General features: G+C 25.8%; 25 protein-coding genes and 1 riboswitch. Of the genes, 19 read left to right on the top strand and 6 right to left on the bottom strand.

Features of this window, described 5'->3' with window-relative positions; genetic code table 4:
• Positions 1 to 25: 25 nt before the first annotated feature.
• The gene (locus CK556_RS01940) at positions 26 to 742 is read right to left on the bottom strand and encodes a hypothetical protein (RefSeq protein ID WP_027875373.1); all 717 of its coding nucleotides are present in this window, start codon (positions 740 to 742) and stop codon (positions 26 to 28) included.
• A 101-nt stretch (positions 743 to 843) separates the two neighbouring features.
• On the opposite strand from CK556_RS01940, the gene CK556_RS01935 reads away from it, so the two are divergent.
• The 10 genes from CK556_RS01935 (at position 844) to CK556_RS01890 (ending at position 11,217) form a co-directional block, all read left to right on the top strand.
• The gene (locus CK556_RS01935; protein ID WP_027875372.1) at positions 844 to 1,755 is read left to right on the top strand and encodes a hypothetical protein; all 912 of its coding nucleotides are present in this window, start codon (positions 844 to 846) and stop codon (positions 1,753 to 1,755) included.
• The gene (gene yqeH / locus CK556_RS01930) at positions 1,740 to 2,837 is read left to right on the top strand and encodes a ribosome biogenesis GTPase YqeH (protein WP_027875371.1); all 1,098 of its coding nucleotides are present in this window, start codon (positions 1,740 to 1,742) and stop codon (positions 2,835 to 2,837) included. The genes CK556_RS01935 and yqeH overlap by 16 nt, the downstream gene beginning before the upstream one ends.
• Positions 2,838 to 2,863: 26 nt before the next feature.
• Positions 2,864 to 3,109, top strand: coding sequence for a DUF896 domain-containing protein (locus tag CK556_RS01925; RefSeq protein WP_036246517.1), 246 nt, complete (start codon positions 2,864 to 2,866; stop codon positions 3,107 to 3,109).
• Positions 3,102 to 5,069, top strand: coding sequence for a transketolase (gene tkt, locus CK556_RS01920; RefSeq protein WP_027875369.1), 1,968 nt, complete (start codon positions 3,102 to 3,104; stop codon positions 5,067 to 5,069). The genes CK556_RS01925 and tkt overlap by 8 nt, the downstream gene beginning before the upstream one ends.
• A 27-nt stretch (positions 5,070 to 5,096) precedes the next feature.
• Entirely contained in the window at positions 5,097 to 5,345 is a 249-nt protein-coding gene (locus CK556_RS01915; protein ID WP_027875368.1) for a YneF family protein, read from the top strand.
• A 298-nt stretch (positions 5,346 to 5,643) separates the two neighbouring features.
• Entirely contained in the window at positions 5,644 to 6,591 is a 948-nt protein-coding gene (locus CK556_RS01910) for a LacI family DNA-binding transcriptional regulator (RefSeq protein WP_027875367.1), read from the top strand.
• A 63-nt stretch (positions 6,592 to 6,654) separates the two neighbouring features.
• Positions 6,655 to 8,217, top strand: coding sequence for a PTS transporter subunit EIIC (locus CK556_RS01905; protein ID WP_027875366.1), 1,563 nt, complete (start codon positions 6,655 to 6,657; stop codon positions 8,215 to 8,217).
• 40 nt (positions 8,218 to 8,257) lie between these two features.
• The gene (locus CK556_RS01900; protein ID WP_027875365.1) at positions 8,258 to 9,877 is read left to right on the top strand and encodes an alpha,alpha-phosphotrehalase; all 1,620 of its coding nucleotides are present in this window, start codon (positions 8,258 to 8,260) and stop codon (positions 9,875 to 9,877) included.
• A 5-nt stretch (positions 9,878 to 9,882) separates the two neighbouring features.
• Positions 9,883 to 10,236, top strand: a complete 354-nt coding sequence (locus CK556_RS01895; RefSeq protein ID WP_027875364.1) for a hypothetical protein — start codon at positions 9,883 to 9,885, stop codon at positions 10,234 to 10,236.
• 18 nt (positions 10,237 to 10,254) lie between these two features.
• A complete protein-coding gene (locus CK556_RS01890; protein ID WP_027875363.1) occupies positions 10,255 to 11,217 on the top strand; it encodes an ROK family protein in 963 nt (320 codons plus the stop codon).
• Positions 11,218 to 11,291: 74 nt separating this feature from the next.
• Here the strand turns inward: CK556_RS01890 and guaB are convergent, their stop codons facing one another.
• The 4 genes from guaB to CK556_RS01870 all read right to left on the bottom strand — a co-directional run bounded on the left by guaB (position 11,292) and on the right by CK556_RS01870 (position 15,442).
• Complete coding sequence (gene guaB, locus CK556_RS01885) at positions 11,292 to 12,422, bottom strand: IMP dehydrogenase (protein ID WP_036246514.1); 1,131 nt, start codon at positions 12,420 to 12,422, stop codon at positions 11,292 to 11,294.
• 3 nt (positions 12,423 to 12,425) lie between these two features.
• Positions 12,426 to 13,967 carry a glutamine-hydrolyzing GMP synthase gene (gene guaA, locus CK556_RS01880; RefSeq protein ID WP_027875361.1) on the bottom strand — a complete coding sequence of 514 codons (1,542 nt, stop codon included), beginning with the start codon at positions 13,965 to 13,967 and terminating at the stop codon, positions 12,426 to 12,428.
• A gap of 52 nt (positions 13,968 to 14,019) precedes the next feature.
• A riboswitch (nucleoside riboswitch) is annotated at positions 14,020 to 14,082 on the bottom strand.
• A 117-nt stretch (positions 14,083 to 14,199) separates the two neighbouring features.
• Positions 14,200 to 14,436 carry a S1 RNA-binding domain-containing protein gene (locus tag CK556_RS01875; RefSeq protein ID WP_095761514.1) on the bottom strand — a complete coding sequence of 79 codons (237 nt, stop codon included), beginning with the start codon at positions 14,434 to 14,436 and terminating at the stop codon, positions 14,200 to 14,202.
• Between the two features lie 226 nt (positions 14,437 to 14,662).
• Complete coding sequence (locus CK556_RS01870) at positions 14,663 to 15,442, bottom strand: glycerol-3-phosphate acyltransferase (protein ID WP_036246511.1); 780 nt, start codon at positions 15,440 to 15,442, stop codon at positions 14,663 to 14,665.
• Positions 15,443 to 15,545: 103 nt separating this feature from the next.
• Here CK556_RS01870 and CK556_RS01865 point away from each other — a divergent pair, with 103 nt between their 5' ends.
• Complete coding sequence (locus tag CK556_RS01865) at positions 15,546 to 15,854, top strand: hypothetical protein (RefSeq protein ID WP_027875359.1); 309 nt, start codon at positions 15,546 to 15,548, stop codon at positions 15,852 to 15,854.
• A 37-nt stretch (positions 15,855 to 15,891) separates the two neighbouring features.
• Here the strand turns inward: CK556_RS01865 and CK556_RS01860 are convergent, their stop codons facing one another.
• Positions 15,892 to 16,905 carry a hypothetical protein gene (locus tag CK556_RS01860; RefSeq protein WP_027875358.1) on the bottom strand — a complete coding sequence of 338 codons (1,014 nt, stop codon included), beginning with the start codon at positions 16,903 to 16,905 and terminating at the stop codon, positions 15,892 to 15,894.
• Between the two features lie 122 nt (positions 16,906 to 17,027).
• Between CK556_RS01860 and CK556_RS01855 the strand changes: the two genes are divergently transcribed.
• The 8 genes from CK556_RS01855 to CK556_RS01820 are packed head-to-tail and all read left to right on the top strand — an operon-like array spanning position 17,028 to position 23,496.
• Positions 17,028 to 17,852 carry a riboflavin kinase gene (locus CK556_RS01855; RefSeq protein WP_051412739.1) on the top strand — a complete coding sequence of 275 codons (825 nt, stop codon included), beginning with the start codon at positions 17,028 to 17,030 and terminating at the stop codon, positions 17,850 to 17,852.
• Position 17,853: 1 nt separating this feature from the next.
• Positions 17,854 to 18,735, top strand: coding sequence for a deoxyribonuclease IV (locus CK556_RS01850; protein WP_027875357.1), 882 nt, complete (start codon positions 17,854 to 17,856; stop codon positions 18,733 to 18,735).
• A gap of 40 nt (positions 18,736 to 18,775) precedes the next feature.
• Positions 18,776 to 19,180 carry a transcription antitermination protein NusB gene (locus CK556_RS01845; RefSeq protein WP_027875356.1) on the top strand — a complete coding sequence of 135 codons (405 nt, stop codon included), beginning with the start codon at positions 18,776 to 18,778 and terminating at the stop codon, positions 19,178 to 19,180.
• Positions 19,180 to 20,394, top strand: coding sequence for an exodeoxyribonuclease VII large subunit (xseA, locus tag CK556_RS01840; RefSeq protein ID WP_027875355.1), 1,215 nt, complete (start codon positions 19,180 to 19,182; stop codon positions 20,392 to 20,394). The genes CK556_RS01845 and xseA overlap by 1 nt, the downstream gene beginning before the upstream one ends.
• A complete protein-coding gene (xseB, locus tag CK556_RS01835; protein ID WP_027875354.1) occupies positions 20,384 to 20,590 on the top strand; it encodes an exodeoxyribonuclease VII small subunit in 207 nt (68 codons plus the stop codon). Before xseA ends, xseB begins: the two co-directional genes overlap by 11 nt.
• Positions 20,591 to 20,592: 2 nt before the next feature.
• A complete protein-coding gene (locus tag CK556_RS01830; protein ID WP_027875353.1) occupies positions 20,593 to 21,396 on the top strand; it encodes a TlyA family RNA methyltransferase in 804 nt (267 codons plus the stop codon).
• A 16-nt stretch (positions 21,397 to 21,412) separates the two neighbouring features.
• Positions 21,413 to 22,525 (top strand): Y-family DNA polymerase, encoded by a 1,113-nt coding sequence (locus CK556_RS01825; RefSeq protein ID WP_027875352.1) that lies wholly within the window; start codon positions 21,413 to 21,415, stop codon positions 22,523 to 22,525.
• 50 nt (positions 22,526 to 22,575) lie between these two features.
• Positions 22,576 to 23,496, top strand: a complete 921-nt coding sequence (locus tag CK556_RS01820) for a hypothetical protein (protein ID WP_051412738.1) — start codon at positions 22,576 to 22,578, stop codon at positions 23,494 to 23,496.

Below are 23,496 nucleotides of genomic sequence, written 5' to 3'. Positions count from 1 at the left end.
AAGTAACACATTTAAGTGTTACTTTTTAATATGTTTTACTTAAACTCAAGTTTAAATCAATAAATGTTATTAGCATATTTAAAGAAGTCGAAATTTTTGAAGCAATTATTATATTATTAATGTCTTCTAAATCTAAAATATATTCAAAATTGATTCCAGAAATCAGCTCTTCTAATGTTTTCTTTTTTACAATTAATGAATCATTTTCAAAAGTACTTACTGATTCTTGGATAAAACTAATAATATTTGAATTTACAATAATTGTTTCCCTAATACTTTTAAATTTTCTATTAGTATAATGATTTATTAATTGATTAAATTCCTCAGCATTGTCTTTGCTAAGTTCAAAATCATTTCCCATTTTTTTAATAGCTCAATTGAAAGCTATAATAATTTTTTGTACTTGAGCAAGATTATTTTGAATGTAAATTATAAATTCAAATAATCTTTTTTTGTTTTCTTGTGATTTTTTATCAAAATGAGCAATGTTTTCTTTTTCATCAACTATAATTAGTGAAATTTCTTCAAGAAATTTTTTTATAAAATTTGATAATGCTTTTAAGTCTAACTCTAACTCAATTATTTCAATAAGTTTTTGATTGTATAAAATTAATGTTTGATCAAAGGTATATTTTTTTTGATTCTCAAATTCAATAACTAAGTGAATATTCTTTATGCAATTGTTTAATTCAGAAATTAGCTCATCAATTAATAGTTCACTAATTAATCTTCTTAATTTCATAAAAAACCTCCTCTTTTGTAGTCATACTATATAAATAAGATTATACAACAATGAATTAATTTATTAATTTGTTAAAATATAAAAAGGAAAAGAAGAGAACTATGAAGTATAAAAATTTGGACATAAAAGAAAATTCAATTAAATTTAATAAGTATCAATCAATTTTTTTTAATTTTGAGGGATTGCAAAATAAATTAACTAAAATTAAATTCCCTGTTATTATTTTGGATACAGAGTTTTTTAATCGAAGTCATGATTTTGATAATATAGAGCCAAAATTATATAGTGAGAGTGAAAAAGACATAGTTTACTTAATGAATTATTCATTTGCAAAAAGTTTTAATGAAGTTCAAACAAGAAATAATCATAAATCAATAAATAGCTTATCAATCAGAAGAAAAGTTAATGATGATAAATATAATTTTAAAAATCAGTATCAATCAATGATCAAAAGTTTTATTAATATGTGTTTAAACAAAAATATTAGAACTATTATTTTTGCTGGTCAAGATAATGACAAAAAAATAATAGAACAATGAATTAATACGTACAAGGCATTATTTAAAAATAAGAAAACAGATTTATTTTTATATAACAAGGAAACAAGACTTTACACACTAAATAGTTTTGATATATATGATGCACTAGAACAAAATCTAAGTTTTACTAATTACGATAAAAATGGTGAAAAGTTTTACAACGAGCAAAACCTTAAAAAAGGTGATATAGAAGATTCAATTAAAATTAGAAGCTTAAAAAAATTCTTTGATTATACAGATGATTTACACAGCAAATATAATTTCAAAGAAGATAATATCACTTATTTATGTAGTAGAGCTTTGAAATTATTTAGTTTAACTGAAATTTCACAAGGTGAACATGATAAATTATCTAAAAGTTTAAAAGAGGCAAGAAAACATTGTTATGATGATGTCTTAAAAATATTAGTTTTAATAAAGTTTTTTAGCTTTATTATGAATAAACAAATGGGGGAAACATGAGCAAGTGCATAGGTTGTGGAATTTTAAAACAAAATAAAGATCAAAATTTACCTGGTTATGTTATAAAGCCAGAAAATGAGTATTGCTTAAGATGCTTTAAAATTAAAAATTATAATGAATTAATTAATCAAGAAATTGACGCAAAAAGTTTTTTGGATAAATTAACAAGTTTAATTAAAAATCAAAATCCCAATGAAATTGAATTTTATTATATTATTGATATATTTGATTTAGAAGGAAGTAGAGTAAAAGAAATTGAAACAGCGATTAAAAAATACCCTGTAACGATTGTTGTTAATAAAATTGATTTGCTACCAAAGGCTGTTAAATTGTCTAAGATCAGAAAATATATAACTGAGTTATTTAACAAAAGTGATTTACAAAATACAAATATTATTCTAAATACTACCTTTAAATCAAACTTTACAAATAGTTTATTAAATAAGATTAAGAAAACTAAAACTAACAAATACTTTATTGGTAGTTCTAATGTTGGTAAATCTTCAATTATTAATTCATTATTAAAAGCAAATAACTTAATACCACAAATTGTTGAATCAAAATATTTTAATACAACTTTGGATTTTATTCAAATAAAACTTTCAAGTGAAGATATATTATTTGATACTCCTGGGATTGCTAGAAGTAATTCTGTCGCAAACTTACTTAATAAAGAGGACTGAAAGTATATTTATTTTAATAAAGAAATAGCACAAAATACATTTCAGTTAAAATCTAATAACACTATTTTTTATGCGGGTCTGCTTTGAGTGGATTTTAGCTGAAAAAATGATGAAGTTAATAGTTTTCACTTCTTTAACAATAAAGAAATAAAATTGCACAGAACAAATTCAAAAAATGCTGAAGAATATTATTTTAGAAATAAAGAAAATATAGTTCCTTATAATGAACAAAACGAAATTAAACAATATAAATTTGATTTTAGTGAAAAAGATATTAATAAAGAATTTGATATATCTATATCTGGATTAGGTTGATTTAATTTTAAAGTGAAAAATCCTATCAAAATAAATTTAAATATTCCAGGAAAAGAAAATGTGGTTAAACTTACATTAAGAAAGCCTTTAGTTTAGTATAAAATATTTTTAAAGGGAGTTATATGGAAAATTTAGAAAAAATGACAATGAGTGAAGTAATTGAAGAAATAAATCGCTTAGCAAAAATTAAAAAAGAACGAGATTTAACAAAAGACGAAAGTGATTATCGTGAAAATCTTAAAGTAGTCTACCTTAAACACTTTAGAGCCGGATTTGAACAACAATTAAAAAATACAAAAGTTGTTGATTCAGAAGGAAAAGACATAACACCAAGTAAAATAAAAAAACAAGGAGAAGCAAATGATTAACAAAAACAACGATAACTTAAATGCATTGAGAATATTAGGAGTTTCAGCAATTAATAAAGCTAATTCAGGACATCCTGGAATTGTTTTAGGAGCAGCTCCAATTGTTTATACTTTATTTAATCGAATTATGAAGCATAATCCAAAAAATCCAACTTGATTTGATAGAGATAGATTTGTATTATCAGCAGGTCATGGTAGTGCATTGTTATATTCTGCATTGCATTTAGCAGGTTACAATTTATCAATGGATGAAATTAAAAATTTTAGACAATGAAACAGCAAAACACCAGGACACCCTGAATCACACTTAACAGAGGGTGTAGATGTAACAACAGGTCCTTTGGGGCAAGGTATTGCAATGGGAGTAGGATTAGCTATTGCTGAATCACATATGGCTGCAATTTACAATCAATCAAACATTAATTTAGTAGACCACTATACTTTTGTTTTATGTGGTGATGGTGATTTACAAGAAGGTGTTGCTCAAGAAGCAATTAGTTTAGCTGGAAGATTAAAATTGAATAAAATGATTTTAATTCATGATTCAAATGATATTCAATTAGATGATAAAGTTTTAAAAGCTCAAAGTGAAGATATGCATGCTAGATTTAAAGCTGCACAATGAAATACTTTAAAAATTTCAGATGGTGAAGATTTAATAGCAATTGAAAAAACTATTAATGAAGCAAAACTGTCTGATAAGCCAACTTATATTGAAGTAAAAACAATTATTGGTATTGGAGCTACAAAACAAGGAACAAGTTCAGTTCATGGTGCTCCAATTGGCGCAGATATTGAAACAGTTAAGAATGCATTTAATTGAAAATACAATGATTTTGAAATTCCAGTTGAAGTTTATGAAAATTGAAAAAATGAAATTGAAAAGAATCTAATAATTGAAGAAAAATGAAATCAAGAATTAAAGGCTTTAAAAGAAAATAATAAAGAACTTGCAATTCAATTTGAAAATGCGTTAAGTAAAAACATTAAATTTGATTATGATGAATTATTAGCTAAAACTCCGGAAAAAGCTGAAGCAACAAGAGTAAGTTCAGGTAATGTTTGAGATCAAATTAATAATGAAGTTAAATTCTTAATTGGTGGATCAGCTGACTTAGTATCTTCAACAAGAATTAAAGGTGCTGATGGACAATTTGATATTGATAATAGAAGTGGAAGAAATATTCTATATGGTGTTAGAGAATTTGCAATGGGTGCTATCAATAATGGTATTCATCAACACGGAGGATTAATTCCATTCTCAAGTGGTTTCTTTGTATTTTCAGACTATATGAAACCTTCAATGCGTCTAGCTTCAATTATGAATTCACAACAATTATTTATTTTTACTCATGATTCAGTTGCTGTTGGAGAAGATGGACCTACTCATCAACCAATTGAACAACTAGCAATGATTAGAAGCATTCCAAACCATATAACTTTTAGACCAGCAGATTACGCTGAAACATTAGCGTCATACAAGATTGCTTTAGAAGATCTAAAACATAATCCTTCAACTTTAGTTTTAACAAGACAAGATTTAGTTCAATTGCCTCACAACAATGTATATGAAGAAGTGAAAAAAGGTGCTTATCTAATGTTAGATGCTCCAAATGCAGCAGTTACCTTAATTGCAACAGGTAGTGAAGTTGGTTTAGCAATGGAAACAGCAAATTTGTTAAAAGAAAATGGAATTATTGCTAAGGTAGTATCAATGCCTTCAACTAATTTATTTGATAAACAAGACCAAGCTTATAAAGATAAAATCATTGACAAAAAAACTTTCAGAGTTTCAATTGAAATGGGCACAACATTTGGGTGAACAAAATACACAGGTGATGATGGATTAAACATTGGTATTGATATTTTTGGAGCAAGTGCACCAGCAAATAAAGTTATTAGTGAATATGGATTTACAAGTGAACAAATTTTTAATAAAATTAAAAAGAATTTAAAATAATAAGAAAAAATAGAATAGAGTGAAATTATGATTTTAACAACAACATTTTCAAGCGGAGGATTAGCAGGTATGCTAATTGGAGTTATCTTGGGAGCAATTATTTTAGGGGCAATTATTGGTTTCTTTATTACAAGAGCAATGGTTAAAAAACAATTAAAAGATAACCCTCCAGTTACAGAAAAACAAATTCGTGCAATGTACATGAGCATGGGTAGAAAACCAAGCGAATCAGACATTAAAAAAACAATGCGTGCAATGCAACAAGCTAAAAAATAATTTAAGACTAGATTTAAAATTTATATAAATTATAACTGTGCTTCTTATGAGAATTTTGGCTCATTGGAAATGCAGTTTTTTGATATTGATTAAAGTTTCAGAAATTAACTTTTAATTACTTGAAACTGCTATGGTTTGCAAAAAAAATTTTACTATTCCAAATATCTTTAATATAATGTATGTTTTAATAAAAAGTTTAAACAAAGTTTAATTTAAATTGAGACTTAATTTATTTTTATTTTATAAGTAATTTTAGTATTATAAAAGTAATATGTAATACTAAAATGAGGAATTTAAAATGAGCAAAAAGAAAATAACTTACCATGATATAGCTAAAGCTGCTAACGTTGGAATAGGAACAGTTTCAAGATACTTTAATGATTATAATATTTCTGATGAAGCAAAAGAAAAAATTAAAGTAGTATTAAAAGAAACAAACTTTGTGCCAAACTTTGCTGCTTCAAATATTAAAAAGCCAAATAAAGATGTTTATTTAATTCTTCCCTATAATAGCGAGGAAACAGCAAATATGGAAATTGTTAACGGAGTTAAAAGTGCATTAAATAAAGAAAGCATTAACTTTTTTACATTTTTATCATCATCAGATAGTGAAATTTACCAAAAAGATTTAAAATATTTAACAATGAGGAATCCATATGGAATTGTTTTATTATTACCAAAGAAAACATCAGAAAATTTAATTCAACAAATTAAAGAAATTAAATCAACAAACTTAATTGTTTATAACAGAGATATTGAAGGAATAGAATCCGTAAAAATTGATGATAAAGCAATGTTCAAACAATTGGCAACAAAAATTGATAATTTATATGAAAATGAAAAAATTGCATTTATAGGTTTAACTAAAAAAGATATAACAACTGGTAAATATAGATCAGAATCTTTTAATAAAAATATTAAAAATAATGAAGTAAAAAACTTTTTGCTAGAACGAAATAACTTTAAAGATGTTGAAGAGATAGTTAATAGTGTGATTAATGAATATAAACCAAGAATAATTGTAAGTGCAACACATACTATTGCAATGTATATTTATGGTTTTTTAATGGACAATAAAATAAGAGATAAGTTTATAACAACAGATATTGGAAGAATGGGAAAAAGTCAATATCTAACAAACTCAGACGTCAACATTTTTATAGATTACTTCTTAGTAGGTTATCAAATAGGGAATAAATTACTAAATAATAAAAAAGAATTGGAAAATTTTTTCAAAATTATTTAGAATTTATTTTTTTATTATATAATATTAATAGTTGGAAACATTTCCAATAGAAAGGTCAAGAAAATGGGTAAAACAGATAAATTACCAAAAGATAAAATCGATCTTGAAAAATGGTCAAAAGATCTTGTTGAAAATTTAGGTGGTTCTGAAAACATAATATCAGCAACACATTGTTTAACAAGACTTAGATTAATTATTAAAGATGAAAATCTTATTGATAAAGCTAAGGTTGAAAATATGCCTAGCGTTAAAGGTACATTTAAATCTTCGGGTCAATACCAAATAATAATTGGGACTGATGTTGAAAGATACTTTAAAGAATTTATTGCTGTTTCTGGTGTTGAAGGTGTTTCAAAAGAAAGAGCAAAAGCTATTGCAAATGAAAATAATGGAGGATGATTTTTAAAATCATTAAACTTTTTAGGTGAAGTGTTCATTCCAATTATTCCTGTATTAGTAGCAGGGGGAATTATTTTAGGTTTCAGAAATGTTTTAGAAGCTGACTTTAATGGTTTTAAAATAGTCGAATCAGGTCAATTTTGAGCTGGTTTAAATGAATTCTTATGAATTCCTGCTCAAGTTTGTTTCTGATGATTACCAGTTCATTTGTGCTGAAGTATTTTTAGAAAAATGGAAGCAGATCAAGTAATGGGAATAGTTGTTGGTCTATGTTTATTAGTTCCACCTTTAATGAATGTTTATGAAGTTTCAGGTGAAGCCTCACAAGAAGAGGGATTTAAATGAATTTGACAAATAATGGCAGGTATGGGAAGTGAAGGTTCATTTGATTGAGGATTCATGCAATATCCTTGAAAAATTCAATATACAGCACAAGTTATTCCAGCATTTGCTATTGGAATTGTTGGGGCTTATATTAATAAATGAATTAAAAGAGTTTCACCAGCAGTTATAAGTCAAATTGTTGTTCCTTTGGTTACAATCTTACCAACATTTACATTAGCAATGTTTGTTATTGGTCCAGCAGGATTTATTGTTGCTTCAGTTATATCTTTTGGTATTTCATGAGCATTTACAAATAATATCGCAAAATATTTCTTTGGATTTATTATAGGGGTTGCATATGCTCCAATTGTATTGACAGGTGTTCACCATTTGTTTAATGCAGTTTTCGTACAAGATACAATTCAAAATGGAGGAAACTTCTTATTTATTGGAACTTGTGCACAGGCAATCGCACAGGGAAGTGCAGTTTTGGGATGAATTTTAGTTAATAGAAAAGATCCAAGAGCAAAAGACGTAGGTATCCCTTCAGTTGTTTCAGCTTATCTAGGAGTTACTGAACCAGCAATGTATGGAGTTAACTTAAAACACATGTATCCATTCGTTGCAGCAATGATAGCAACTGGATTAGGATTAGAATTAGCAGTTATTTCAGGAGTTAGTGCAACAAACTCAGGAAATGGTGCATGATTAGGAATATTAAACGTTCAAGTAGAATCACAAATTAATGGTGTTAATACGTGAGCTGGAACAGGATATACTTGATTCATGATATCAATGCTTATAACAGCAGGGGTTTCAATTGGATTAACTATCTTGTTCTCAAAAGTAAAATATTTTGAAAAATTTAATATCGAAGTTAAAGCAGCAGAATTATTAAAATAAGATTATAATATATTAAAAACTAAATAGAAAAAGGGAAAAGATGAGAAATGAAGTAATTTATCAGATATTCCCTTTAACTTTTTCAGATGCAGAGAAAAAAGGTAAAGGAAATATCAAGGGAATAATTAATAAACTTGATTATTTAAAAGATTTAGGAGTAACTAGAATTTGAATTTCACCATTCACTAAATCACCATTTAAAGATAGTGGGTATGATGTTGCTGATTATTGTGCAATTAATGAAGATTTTGGTAGTATGAAAGATGTTGAAATTTTAATAGAACAAGCTAAAAAAAGAAATTTAACAATAATTTTGGATATTGTTTTTAACCATACATCAGATAAACATGAATGATTTCAAAAAGCATTAGCTGGTGAAGAAAAGTATTTAAACTATTATATTTTTAAAGATTCTATTAATGGAAAACTGCCAACTAACTGAAAAAGTAAAATGGGTGGATCAAGTTGAGAATATGTTCCAAGTTTAAAAAAATATTATTTACATTTATTTACAAAAGAACAACCAGATTTAAATTGAGAAAATCCTGAAGTTAGAAAAGAATTAATTGATGTATTAAAATTTTGAAAAGATAAGGGCATTAGTGGATTTAGACTTGATGTTTGTAATTTATATAGTAAACCTCAAGTTTTTGAAGATGACAATATAGGTGATGGAAGAAGATTTTATACTGATGGTAATAATGTTGAAAAATATTTTAAATTAATGAATGATGAAATATTTGGAAAAGATGAAAATATCTTTACAGTTGGCGAGGTTTCTTCAACTACAAAAGAGAAATCTGCTAAATATGCCAAAAATGAAAATCATGAATTGGATTCTGTATTTACATTTTTACATTTAAAAGTAGATTATGAAAATAATAATAAATGAACTTTTGTTAAACCAGACTTAAAAGCTTTTTGAAATTTACAAAAAGAATGGCAAGAATATTATCAAATTCAAAATTCAACACTTGCTTTATTTATGAATAACCATGATCAACCAAGAGCTGTTTCAAGATTTGGTAATACTGAAAAATTTTGATATGAAAGCGCAACAGCAATTTTTACATTTACATCATTAATGCGTGGTGTTCCATTTATTTATCAAGGTGAAGAAATTGGAATGACTAATTTGTCATTTAATAAACTTACTGATTTTAAAGATGTAGAGTCAGTAGGTAATGCGCAAGATTTGTTAAAAATAAAAAATGAAGAAGAAGTTTTAAATATTCTGAGAATTAAATCAAGAGATAATGCAAGAAGTGTAATGCAATGAAATGACTCGAATAATGCTGGTTTTTCAGAAGCTGAAAATATGGATTTATTTTTAAATAGCAACTACAAATTCATTAACGTTGAAAGTCAAATTAAAAATAAAAATTCTGTTTTGTCATTTTACAAAGAAGTTATTAAATTAAGATTAACTAATGAAATTTTTAACTCAGGTAAAATAAGTTTTTTTGAAAGTCAAGATTATGCTTACTCAAGAACCTTAAATCAAAAGGAAATTATAGTTTTAACTAATTGAACAGTTAATTATAAAAAAATAAATTTAGATTTAATAGAATCTGACTGAAAAATAGTTTTAAATAATTATGATAAATTTAATTTTAACGAGTTAGAACCTTATCAAGTTATTGTAATTGAGAGGAAATAAGCAAAGTGAGATATAACGATCGTGAGAAAGCAGGTTTTTCTTTAAATTCAAGTATAGCTGTGTTCATAGTATCAACAATACTATTTATAGCAAGTTGTATTTATATAGGATTTGCAAAACCATTCCCATATTGATGGGTATTAGCAATTATTGTTGGATTTCAAACAATAGTAAGTGTAATTTATTGTTGATTTGCAATATTTAAAATTGACATATATGGTAGTTATTTAAATGAAAAGTCAATGAAAATTGTTTTTGCTTTAGTTCTTCTTGAATTATTTTTATTAAATATTTTTGCTTTTATGTATGGAATATATACATATAGAAAAATTTATTTAAGTACAAGACATATACTTTAAAGTTTAGGAGAGAAAAAAATGATTTTTAATATTGATTTAGGAGGAAATTCAGCCAAATGTGCTTTAATAGAAAATTTTGAAATAAAAAGCAAGTTTTTTATTGAAACACCAAAATTTGAAATAATAGAAAATTTAAAGAAAATGATTGACATTTATTTTAAAGAAAATAGTTTTAATTGATCAGACATTGAAGCAATTTCTTTTTCAATACCAGGAGCATACGATAAAAAAACAGAAAGTATCGTATTTGCAGGAAATTTAAATTGATGGAATTATCCTTTGCTTAAAGAAGCAAAACGAATTTTTAATTTTGAAAATATATTTATTCTTAATGATGCAAATGCAGCAACTTATGGTGAATGAAAGAAAGGTCAAAATAGTAAACCTAATTCAATGATGCTTTTCACTTTAGGGACTGGTGTAGGACATGGATTAATTCTAGATAAAAAACTTTGAGAAGGATCAGGCAAAGGTTTTGCAAGTGAAGGTGGGCATGGTGGTTGTTTTGCTGAAGAAGAATTACTATGTTCATGTGGAGTATACGGTTGTTTAGAAGCAAAAAGTAGTGCTACTGGAATTGAGCGTGAATTAAATAAAACTGATAACAAAAAATATATTGAATCAAAACTAGGTAAAGAGTTCAAAGAAATTAAAATAATAGATATTGTCGATCTTTTTAATGACGAAGATACTGTAATAATTAATATTTTTAAAGAATGTCTTTTGCCAATGGCAAAAGCAATAGGGTATTTGCAAACAGTTTTAGAAGTTGAAAAAATCTTAATTGGTGGAGGACCATCAAATTTAGGAAACAAAATAACTGAAATAATTTTAGATAATTTAAAAAAATATACTTTAAAATCTTTTTATGAGAATATGACAATTGAAATAGCTAATCTCGGAAATGATGCAGGAATTTGAGGTGCACATTACTGAGCTGTTGAAAATTCTAAAAAAGAAACATTTAATAATAAAGTCTAAATATTTAGAATTAAATAATAAATTAAAAAATTTAAGTAAATAAAAACATAACTACTTTTAAATTAGTTATGTTTTTATTTATAGTTTGGAGCTTCAGCAGAAATTTCTACATCATGTGGATGAGACTCTTTTAAACTTGCTCCTGTTATTTTAACAAATTTTCCATTGGCTCTTAAATGTTCAATGTTTGCAGAACCTGTATAACCCATTCCGCTTCTTAAACCTCCAACCAATTGGAAAACAACTTCATCAAGTGTTCCTTTATATGGAACAACTGCTTCAATTCCTTCTGGTACTAATTTTTTAGCACCTTTTTGGAAATAACGATCACTACTTCCACGTTTCATAGCTGCTAATGAACCCATTCCAACATATGTTTTATAACGTTTATTGTTTATTATAACTTCTTGACCAGGAGCTTCTTCAGTTCCAGCAAGCATGCTTCCTAACATTACAGAATGAGCACCAGCTGCAAGAGCTTTAACAACATCACCAGAATACTTAATACCACCATCAGCAATTAAAGTTACATCTTTATTAATAGACCAGTTGTAAACATCATTAATTGCTGTAATTTGAGGTACTCCAACTCCTGCAACAACTCTTGTTGTACAAATACTACCAGGACCAATTCCAACTTTAACACAATTAGCTCCAGCATTATATAAAGCCTCAGCACCATCAGCTGTACAAATATTACCTGCAATGATATCTAAATCCAAATATTTGCTTCTAATTGTTTTTACAACTTCTAAAATACCCTTACTATGCCCATGTGCTGAATCAACAACTAAAACATCAATTCCTGCTTTTACTAAAGCATCAACACGAACTAAAGTTTCATCATTAACTCCAACAGCCCCGCCAACTCTTAAACAACCTTTTTGATCAACACAAGCATTAATAAATTCTTTAGAAGGTTTTACACCTTTAACAATTTTAATTTCATTTGCTTGTTGTTCTATTGTTAAGTTTTTGTGAACAATTCCAATTCCACCAATACTTGCAATAGCTATTGCAAGTTCTGATTCAGTTACAGTATCCATTGCTGCTGAAATGATTGGGATATTCAATTCAATATTTTTTGTTAATTTAGTTTTTAAACAAACTTCATGTGGTAACACTTCTGAATAATTAGGTACTAATAAAACATCATCAAAAGTTATAGCATTACTAATTATTTTTCCATTTAAATCTTTATTCATATTTTACTCTCATTCTATTGTTCCAGGAGGTTTAGATGTTACATCATAAACAACACGGTTTACATTGTCAACTTTATTAATTATTTCATTAACTACTTCATCTAAAAATTCTCAAGGAAGATGTGTACTTGTTGCGGTCATGAAATCAATTGTATTAACACTTCTTAAAGCAACTACATAATCATAAGTACGATTATCACCCATTACTCCAACTGTTTTAACAGGTAATAAAGTAACAAAAGCTTGAGAAACAGAATTATATAAATTTCATTCTCTTAGTTTTTTAATAAATATCGCATCAACTTCTTTTAGTATTGCTACTTTTTCTTTAGTTACCTCTTCAATAACTCTAATTCCTAAACCAGGTCCTGGAAAAGGATGACGATTAACCATTTCTTCAGGCAAACCTAATTTAAATCCTACTTTTCTAACTTCATCTTTAAAGAGATTTCTTAAAGGTTCAATTAATTCGAATTTTAAATCTTCAGGTAATCCACCAACATTATGATGTGATTTAATAGTTTTTGAACTTGCTCCATGAGAAGAAGATTCAATGACATCAGGGTAAATTGTTCCTTGAGCTAAAAAGTCAGCATCTTTAAATTCTCTAGCTGCATTTGTAAATACATCAATAAAAGATTTACCTATTGCTTTACGTTTAGCCTCAGGTTCTTTTAGACCTTTTAATTCAGAAAAGAAAAGATCACTAGCATCGACTAATTTAATATTTATATCAAAGTTAGTTTTATATGCTTTCATAACTTCAACAGCTTCATCTTTTCTTAATAAACCTGTATCAACAAATATACAAGTTAATTGTTTGCCAATGGCTTTTCCAATAATAGCAGCTGCAACTGAAGAATCAACTCCACCACTTAAACCTAAAATAACATTTTTATCTTTAACTGTTTCTCTTATTAGTTTTATTTGTTGTTCAATAAAATCATCAAGATTTCAATCTTTAGAACATTTTGCTATGTTAAATAAAAAGTTTTCTAGCATTGTTTTTCCCTGTAAAGAATGCGTTACTTCTGCATGAAATTGAATTCCATAAATAGGCTTTGAGTTATGAGCAATAGCAGCAACACTTGCATCAGAGTGAGCAATTTGTTTGAAATCATTAGGTAATTTAACTACATGATCAGCATGACTCATTCAAACTTGTGAATTTTTATCTACATTATTAAATAAAAGATTAGTTTCATCATCAATAGTAATAGTTGCTTTACCAAATTCTTGCTGATCGGCTAATTCAACAGAACCATCAAAATATTGAGTTAGTAATTGCATACCATAACATACGCCAAGAATTGCAATGTCTAAATTTAAAATTGCTGCATCAATCTTATAAGCATTTTGTAAATATACACTTGATGGTCCACCAGAAAGAATAATCCCCTTTAATAATGGGTAATCCTTAATCTTTTCAATATTAGTATCAAAAGGTAAAACTTCTGTATAAATATTAGCCTCTCTAACTCTTCTAGCTAATAACTGAGTATATTGGCTTCCAAAATCTAAAATTAAAATTTGAGTGTTTTTCATTTTTGTCTCCTTTTAAAATAAAAAAGAGGTTTTTTTATTAAAAAAACCTCACTCTTATAGTCTAAGGATAGGTCCAAAGGCAGGTCGACAACCCATTATGCTGCCATGTATAAGTTTTTTTATTTATAATTTATTTTATTTATTATATATTAATTTTTTAAAGAGATTTATATTAAAAATAAAAAAAGAGAAAATAATTTTCTCTTTTTGAATATTAATTTTTTTTTAAAAATTAAGCGTTAACTTTTTTAATTGATAATTTTGCTTGAGCTTTTTCATCGTTTAATTCTAAAATTAGAACTTCAACGTCTTGACCAATCTTAACAAAATCATTAATATCGTTAACGAATGTGTTAGCAATTTCACTAATGTGAATTAAACCTTTGTATTGTTTACCGTCTAATTCGAAAATTGCAAAAGCACCAAATGGAGCAATGTCAGACACTTTAACTGATATAACTTTGTTCATTTTCATCGTCTACTTTCTATAATACTGATCAAATAGATAAAATTATGAACAAATATCAAAATTATGTTTAAAATTTTAAATTCGATTGATTCCAATACTAATTTTATTATATCAATTACTTTTACTTTATTGTAAGTTAATTTATTTTTTCCAAATTTTATTTTATAAGCTAAATTTAAAATTTTTATAACTTTCTTATCTTTTTAAAAAAAGGAAACTCATTCAATTAAGAATGCATTCCCTTTTTATTATTTTTTTCTTTTTTTGGATAAATTGGTTCTTCTGTTTTATTTTTCAGTTTAATTATATTTGTTTTATGTCGTATAACTAAAATTACCATTCCTATTATAATTACAATTTGACCTGTTAACATACCATCAGCAAAGTTTTGCTGATGAATTTCTGAAGAAAACTTATGCAAGTAGTTATAAAAACTAAATACTATGTTATTATCTCAAGCACCAATGAAAGAATCATAACCATTAAATATACTGTAGTGTGATACACCATAAGTTCAAGGTATTCACATTAGCAATAATATTGTTACAGTTCCAATAATTGAAGATAAACTAACTTTACGATATTTAAAAGCAAAAATTCATCAAACTATAAAGAATATCAAAAAGTATAAGTAATTAACTACAACTAATAACCCTAAGAAGCAACTAACAGCTTTTCCACCCTTAAATTTATATCAAATTGGTCAACAATGTCCAATAAGAACAAAAATACATGGAATAAAGTAACTAGTTTTACTAAAAAGTTCATTTGGAATCATTGATAATCCTACTGCAAATGCTGCTGTTATTAAAACTTTAAAACCATCAAGTAAAGCAACAGCTAAACCTCATCTTTTGCCTAAAATTCTAACTGTGTTTGTTGCACCAGGATTATTTGATCCTACCTCATAAATACTAACGCCTTTAACTCATCTAGTAATTGGTACTGATCAAAGAACACTACCCAATAAATAACCAAATATTGAAGCTATAAAAATTCCTAACATTTTAATCAAATCCTTCCACAATAAATTTATTATATCAAATAGGTTAAAGGTTTTATGTTAAAATTTATTATAAGAAATTTAACTAAATAAACGGGAGAAAACTATGAGTGAACAAATATTGAAAAGAAATCTTGATTTAACTATTGAAGAATTAGTTAAACAAAATGCGCAACTAAAAGAAAAAAATAAAGAACTTTATAAACAAGTTAACAAAATTGATAGTAAAACAGCTGGATGATTAAGATTATTATGATTTATTCCTATTTTAGGTTGAGTTATTTATAATGCAATAATGACAGGAAGAAAATCTTCACAAAAATATTTAAATCAAGTTTTACCTATTAAAGAAAAAATAGCAATTAATGAATTTCAAGTGGTTTATAATGAAAAAATAATTGATGATAAAAAATAAGACCTTATGAAATACATAAGGTCTTTTAATATAAAATTTAAATTTCAAATAAATCCAAGAAAACAGTATCATAAATTCTTTCTAATCAAAATAATTTATGAACTGTGGCTTTATTAAATTTTGCTTTCATTCTATTTTCAAGTAAGTCAACATAACTTTCTCAAATTTCTTTATACCGGTCAAGAATTTCACCATTAATTTCAACCATTCTACCTTGATCAGGTCTAGTTAAATCATCTTTATTAACTAAAATAAATAAACCATTTTTTGAAGTTAAGTTATTTTTACTAAATTTTAAGTTTAAATAGTTATCTTCAAATTCAACATCTTCAAATAAAGACTTATTTGAGAAATACTGATCTTTAATTAATTTTACATAGTTTGCATCAACTGCTTTAGAGTTAGCAGCAATTTTATTAAATGAGTTCAAAAATGATGGAAGAAGCATCATGTCTATAGTGGTTCTTAAAATAGCTCAGATAAGAACTTTATTATCATTTGTTGAAACAAAATAACGTTGAATTTCAAAGTTCATTAAAATAGTAATGTAGAAGTTTGATGCAACAAAGAAGATTAAAAATCAAATAGGTGTAAATGAAATTTCTCTAACTGCTCTAAATTTTTGCTTATCTACTTTAGATTTATATTTAAAAACGACTATTTTTTTAAAATACAAGTTTTTTGAAAATCAATTCATATAAGTAAATTTTGCAAGCATTAATGCTGAAATTATAAGCATAGCATATCTAACAACATTTTGTCCAGTTCCTTCATTTATCACAAATGATGATAAAATAAATAAAATTGTAATAACCGATAACATTGCAACATCTAATATAAATAAAAATAACAAGTAAGGAATAGTTTGTAATAAAAGATTAGTAATCTTTTTATGTGTTTTAATCAAAGTCTGTCTTTTTTCTTTTTCAGAGACTTGTTGATTATTAATTTTGCTGTTCAAATCAGAAAGCAGTTCTTTTGTCTGTTTAACTTCTTTTTTAAGAGGTTTAACAATTTTTACTTTTGATTTAGTTTTATTTTGTTCTGCCATATAATCTCCTTTTCACAATTAAATATTATAAAGTAAAATAGATTAAAAATAACGAAAATCAATTAGAATATTTATATTTAAAGACTATAATTATCATAAAGTAATTAAAAAAGGAGAAAAATATGACAGTACACTATAATGAGATGTTGATGATGCTTTATAACATGCCAAAAAATGCTGCTATTTTTGCAGATTTTGATAAATGAGATGAAAATGAAAATAAACTTATTGCATTAGCTAAAAAGACAAATAATGATTTAATTTTAGTGCAAAAAGAATTAAACAATTTTAATCATATAATCTCAAGCAAAGGAATAGAACAAAAAGCAAAGGAATTAAACTGTGAACTAGTTTTATGACATTCATTTAATGAAGAGTATGATTACTCAAGAATTAAACAAGATTTAAATATAACAAAAGCTTTTGTTTTTGATAACAATAAAGATTTATTGAAAATTAAAGAAAACTTTGAAGATATTGAAATATTAAATTATGATCAAAAACTAAATTTAAATATTAACAAATTAGAAGAATTGTTAAAAAATGGAAAAGTTAAAGAATATCAAAAATTAAATGGTTTTAATTTTGGTTTTAAAGGTTTCATAGAACATGGAAACCATATAGGAAGAACAATCAACTATCCAACAGCTAATATTGTAATTAACAATGAACTTGTATTAAAAGAAGCAGTTTATATAACTACAGTAAAATTACCTAATGATGATAAAAAATACCCAAGTATTAGCGCTTATTGAACCAATAAAAATGGAATTAATGTATTTGAAACCCATATAATAAATTTTAATCAAGATATATATGGTTGAGGTGTTGAAATTGAATTAGTAGAATTTATACGTGAAAGTATTAAAGTTAAAGATCTTGATGAACTAAAATGTTTATTGAATGATGATAAGCAAAAAGCACTAGAATATTTTAAAGGAGAATAATATGGAAAAACCAATATTAGGTAGTCATGTAGGAATGAGCAAGGCAAATAAACATGGAGAATATTTAATTGGAAGTGTAAATGAGGCTTTAAGTTATGGTGCAAATACTTTAATGATTTACACAGGCCCACCACAAAATTCAAAAAGAACACAAACTGATAAATTACATATAGAAGAGTTCAATAAAATTTTGGCGCAAAATAACATTGAGAAAAGAAATATTATTGTTCATGCACCTTATATTATTAATATTTCTAACCCTGTCAATCAAACTACATGAGACTTTGGAGTTGACTTTTTAAAACAAGAAATTCAAAGATGTGAAGATTTGGGAGTTAATATTTTGGTTTTACATCCAGGGGCTAGATTAAAAGGAGAATATATTGATGCATTAAATGCATTAATTAAGGGACTTAATGCTGTAGCATCTGTACAAAAAAATGTAATTATTGCTTTAGAAACAATGTCAGGAAAAGGAACAGAAGTAGGATTAACATTAAAAGATTTTAAGTATGTTTTAGACAATGTTAATGAACCTAGCAAAGTTGCTGTTTGTTTGGACACATGTCATATGCATGATGCAGGATATGACTTTAATGATTGAAATTCAATTAAAAAAGAAATAGAAAATACAATTACAAAAGAAAAAGTAGTTTGTTTTCATTTAAATGATTCAAAAAACCCTTTATTAGCTCATAAAGATAGACATGAAAACATTGGATATGGTTTTATTGGTTTTGATAATCTTTTAAGTGTTTTATGAGATGATGATTATATAAAAGTTCCTAAAATTTTAGAAACTCCTTATGTTGAAGATAAACCTCCATATAAAGAAGAGATTGATAATTTAATTAATAAAAAATTTACTAAAAAAGTAAAATAAAATATGAGATAATAATTAATAGAAAAAGGAAGGTGATATTATGAGTGAACAAAAAATAAGCTTAACAAAAAGACGTGCTTATTTAGTACAAATGTTTTATAGATACTTATTAATGAATAATGATACAAATTATATTAAACAAGATATTTTAGATGAGATTCAAGAAAAACTTGATGTTGAAACAACATTAATAGCTAATAATATCGCTGAAAAACTTTCTGATCTTAAAAAAGAAATTAAGAAACATTTAAGTGCTTCTTGAAAATGAGAAAGAATACCAACTTATGTTCAATCAATTTTAGTTGTAGGAGCTTATGAAATTATTTTTACACCAACTCCTAAAGCTGTAAGCATTAATGAACTTGTTAAATTAGTAAAAGAAAACCTTCCAGATTTTGATTATAAATTTGTAAATGCGTGTTTAGATAAGATAATAAAAATATAATGGAAAACAAAATATTTTCAGTTGCTGAAATAAGTCAGATATTTAAAGAAGCAATTGAAGGTAGTAATTATTTTAAAAATATATATGTCAGAGGAGAAGTGAGTAATCTAACTTTTAACAAATCTGGACATGTATATTTTTCTTTAAAAGACAATCAAAGTACTATTAGTGCAATGATTTGGAAAAGTAACGCGCATAAACTAACTAATTTAAAAGTATCAGAAGGAATGGAAATAACATGTTTTGGAAGAATAACTTATTATGTTCCTAGCGGAAGGGTAAGTTTTGAAGCTGTTGATGTTAGTGTTGAAGGTAAAGGTGATCTTCAAGTAATTTTTGAAGAACGTTTAAAAGAAATTAAAACATTAGGTTGAACTGATGCATCAATTAAAAAACCAATTAACAGATTTGCAAAAAATATTGGATTAGTAACTACTGATTCTGGAGCCGCAATTCAAGATTTAATAACAACTTTAAAAAGAAGAATGCCTTCAGTCAATATTTATTTATTCCCAACTATGGTTCAAGGTGAAAATGCTAAATTTGATATTGCTAAAAAAATTAAACAGGCAAATTTATTTTCACCAAAACTAGATGTTCTTATTGTAGGACGTGGTGGTGGAAGTTATGAGGACTTATGAACTTTTAACGAAATGGAAGTTTTAAAAGCAATAGTTGATTCTAACATTCCAGTAATTAGTGCTGTAGGACATGAACCTGATATTACCTTAAGTGACTATGTAGCTGATTTAAGAGCAGCAACTCCAACAGCTGCTGCTGAATTAGCATCAATAAGCAAAGATGAATTGTTAAAAGAATTAAATTATAATTATGAAAATCAAATAAGACTATTTAAAAGCGTTTATGATAATCATTACAATATAATTCAAGATTTTATGAAGCAAAATGTTATGAAAATAAATAATAAAGCTAATGTTCAAGTTTTAGATTTAAATTATATCGAACAAAGTTTTCAAAATAATATAAAAAATATAATAAATAAAAATGAAATGTTTATTGAGAACATTGAGTCAAAAAATGTTTTATTAGATCCTAAAAAACCAATGGAAAAAGGATTTGGTTTAATTTTAGACAAAAACAAAAGACTTATAACATCAGTTAAAGACATAATATTAAATCAAGAAGTTAATTTAATATTAAAAGATGGAGAATTAGAAACTATTATTAAAGGAGTTAAAAAACATGGAAAATAAAACATATGATCAATTAATTGCAGAACTAAAAGAAGAGACATTAAAATTATCATCAAGTGATATTTCAATGGAAGATGCAATGAAAATTTTTGAAGAAAATATTAAGAGAATTCAATTAGCAAAAGAAAAATTAACTGAATACAAAGGTACTATTAGCAAAGTTTTAGAAGACAACAAAATAGAAGAATTTAATTAAAAATGAAAAAAAGAATTGATGAAATTCTTGTAGAGAAACAATTAGTTTCTACAAGAAGTAAAGCTAAAGAACATATAGTCAATAGAAAAGAAATTTATGTTAACAATATTTTAATTACTAAAGCAGGCTATATGGTTAGTGAAGCAGACTTAATAGAAATCAGATTAAATCAAAGTACTTTTGTTTCAAGAGCTGGATTAAAATTAGAAAAAGCAGTTAAAGAATGAAAAATTAATCTTGATAATAAAGTTTGTTTAGACATTGGAGCTTCAACTGGAGGTTTTACTGAAGTTTGTTTAAGAAATAATGCAATCTTTGTTTATGCTGTTGATGTTGGAACTGATCAATTAGATTTAAAATTAAAAAATAACACTCAAGTTAAAGATATGCAAAAATTTAATTTTAGATCTGCTAAAAAAGAAGACTTTGAAAAAGAAATAGAGTTTTTTTGCTGTGATGTTAGTTTTATTTCATTAGATAAAATATTGCCAGTTTTAAGCAATTTAATAAAACCAGAAGTTAATGGAGTTGTGCTAATAAAACCAGAATTTGAAGCTGGAGTTAAATTAAATAATAATGGAAAAGTTAATTCAAAATCAACACATTTAAAAGTTATTCAAGATTTTATTAATTACGCAAAAAGTAGTGGTTTTTCAGTAGATAAGCTTGGTTATTCACCTATTTTGGGAAATAAAAAACAAAATATTGAGTATTTAGCGTTTTTAACAAAAAAAATGGAAACTAAAAATTGAAAGATTGAAGAATTAAACAAGGTTATTAATCAAGCTTGGAAATACCTTGTTTAAAAAAGGAGGCATCTATATGAAAGAAAAAATAATTTTGCATCTTGATATGGATGCTTTTTTTGCAAGTTGTGAGCAAGCTCATGATAAAACTTTAAAGAATAAGCCTGTTGTGGTTGCACGAGATAATGATAGAAGCATTATAGTAGCAGCTTCATATGATGCTAGAAAATATGGCATTAAAACTGGAATGCCTATTTTTATGGCTAAGCAATTAGCTTATGGAGAATTAATAATTAAAACAGGCAATCGCGAATTATATGAAGAGTATAGTGAAAATATATTTAATTTAATTAAAGAAGAATTTACTTATAAAGTTGAGGTTTTAGGAATAGATGAATGTTTTATTGATGTAACAGAAATTTGAAAAAAATATGGCAATGTTAATAATTTATGTTTAGCAATGCAAGCTGCTGTTTATCAATTAACTGGTTTAACCTGCAGCATTGGTGCTAGTTTTACAAAACTATTTGCAAAAATGGGTAGTGATATGAAAAAACCAAATGGTATAACAATTATTACTAAAGAAAATTATAAAACTTTAATTTGAAATAAACCAATAGAAGATGTAATAGGAGTTGGAAGTTCAGGTCTTGAAAAAATGCATAATTTAAATGTCAAAACAGTTAATGATTTTATTAAATTAGATGAAAAAGTTATCACAGAAAAATTTGGTTTAGTAGGATATAAATTATTTGAAAAACTTAATGGAATTAATAATAATAAAATAAATTATTGAGACAATAGTTTAAAATCTGTTTCCAAAGAAAAAACATTTGATAACAAAAATGTATCAATTGAAGAGATTGAAGAAATTCTTTTTAACTTAACTCAAAAAGTTGTAAAAAAACTCCAAGAAAATCAAACCTTAGCTAAAACTGTTCAATTATCTATTAAGTTTTATAATACAGATATAAATTTTGAGAAAAAAGAACACAAAAAAAGAAAATCATACAGTGAATCTTTTATTGAATATACTGATAATTTAGAAAAAATATACTCAAAAGTAAAAACATTATTAGATGATATTTATGATGGAGAAAAGATATCCTTAATTGGAATTGGCGTAAGTAATTTAATTGAATCTAAAGATCTTGTAAAACAACAAAGTTTGGAAAATATAGTTCTTTAATGCTATAATAATTACTAATAAATAATGTAAAACTAATTGAGGAGAATATTATGAAATTTGGATTAAAAAGACAAGCAATAACGCTAATTTTAGTATCTTCATTATATGGTGTTAGTGCAGTTGCTTCAACAGTTCCAGGAATGGGAATTGAGTCAATTAGATTTATTAATTCTGTAAAGAATCAATTAGAAATAATTATGCCAAAGGATAAATATGTGTTAGATCCTAATAGTCCATTATATAAACCTATTATGGAAAATGTTATTAGAACTTCTTATTTAGCTGATGCTTTATCAACTATTGATTATTCTAATTCAAAAGAGTTAGAAATGTTTAAATCTGATTACACAGATTTTTCAAATGAATGATTTGATAAAAAATGGGAGCCTATTATTGCACAAGGCAAGCCTATTGATTTTTATGATATTGCAATGGATATGATTGAATTTGACAAAGCAATTGCAGCAGAGTTTCAATCATTTGGATATGTTAACACTGGAACACAATGAATATTTCATAAAAATGGAATAAATGAAATATTTTCTAGTGAATTAAAACAGAATGCAATAAAACAACAATCAATATGAGAACAAGATGAATATGAGTCTTTTATTGAAAGTTCAGGACCAGGTTTAACAGGAATAAAAGTTAAATCATCTCCAGGTACTAAATTAGTTAATAATAAAGTATGATTTTTGAATCAACAAATTGACTCAATTAAGTATGCTATTAATATTCAAAGTTTACAAAATCCTTTTGTTAATAAAAATCTTTCAATTGATGAAGTTACTGATTATGTAACTATTGATGATTTGTACCACCCAAACTTTACAAGAGGGATTATAATGGCACAAGTAAGTTTTATTTTTATGATTTCAGCAGCCTTAATAACTCCAACAGGATTAGGAATTGGAATTTGAAAATATAAGAAATATGAAAAGTTAAATTCAGAAGAAAGTGTAGGTGAATAA

It is taken from the genome of Mesoplasma chauliocola (assembly GCF_002290085.1).
GTDB classification, from domain to species: Bacteria; Bacillota_I; Bacilli_A; order Mycoplasmatales; family Mycoplasmataceae; genus Mesoplasma; species Mesoplasma chauliocola.
The sequence above is the reverse complement of the archived record's forward strand: the minus strand, read 5'-3'. Positions and strand labels throughout refer to the sequence as shown.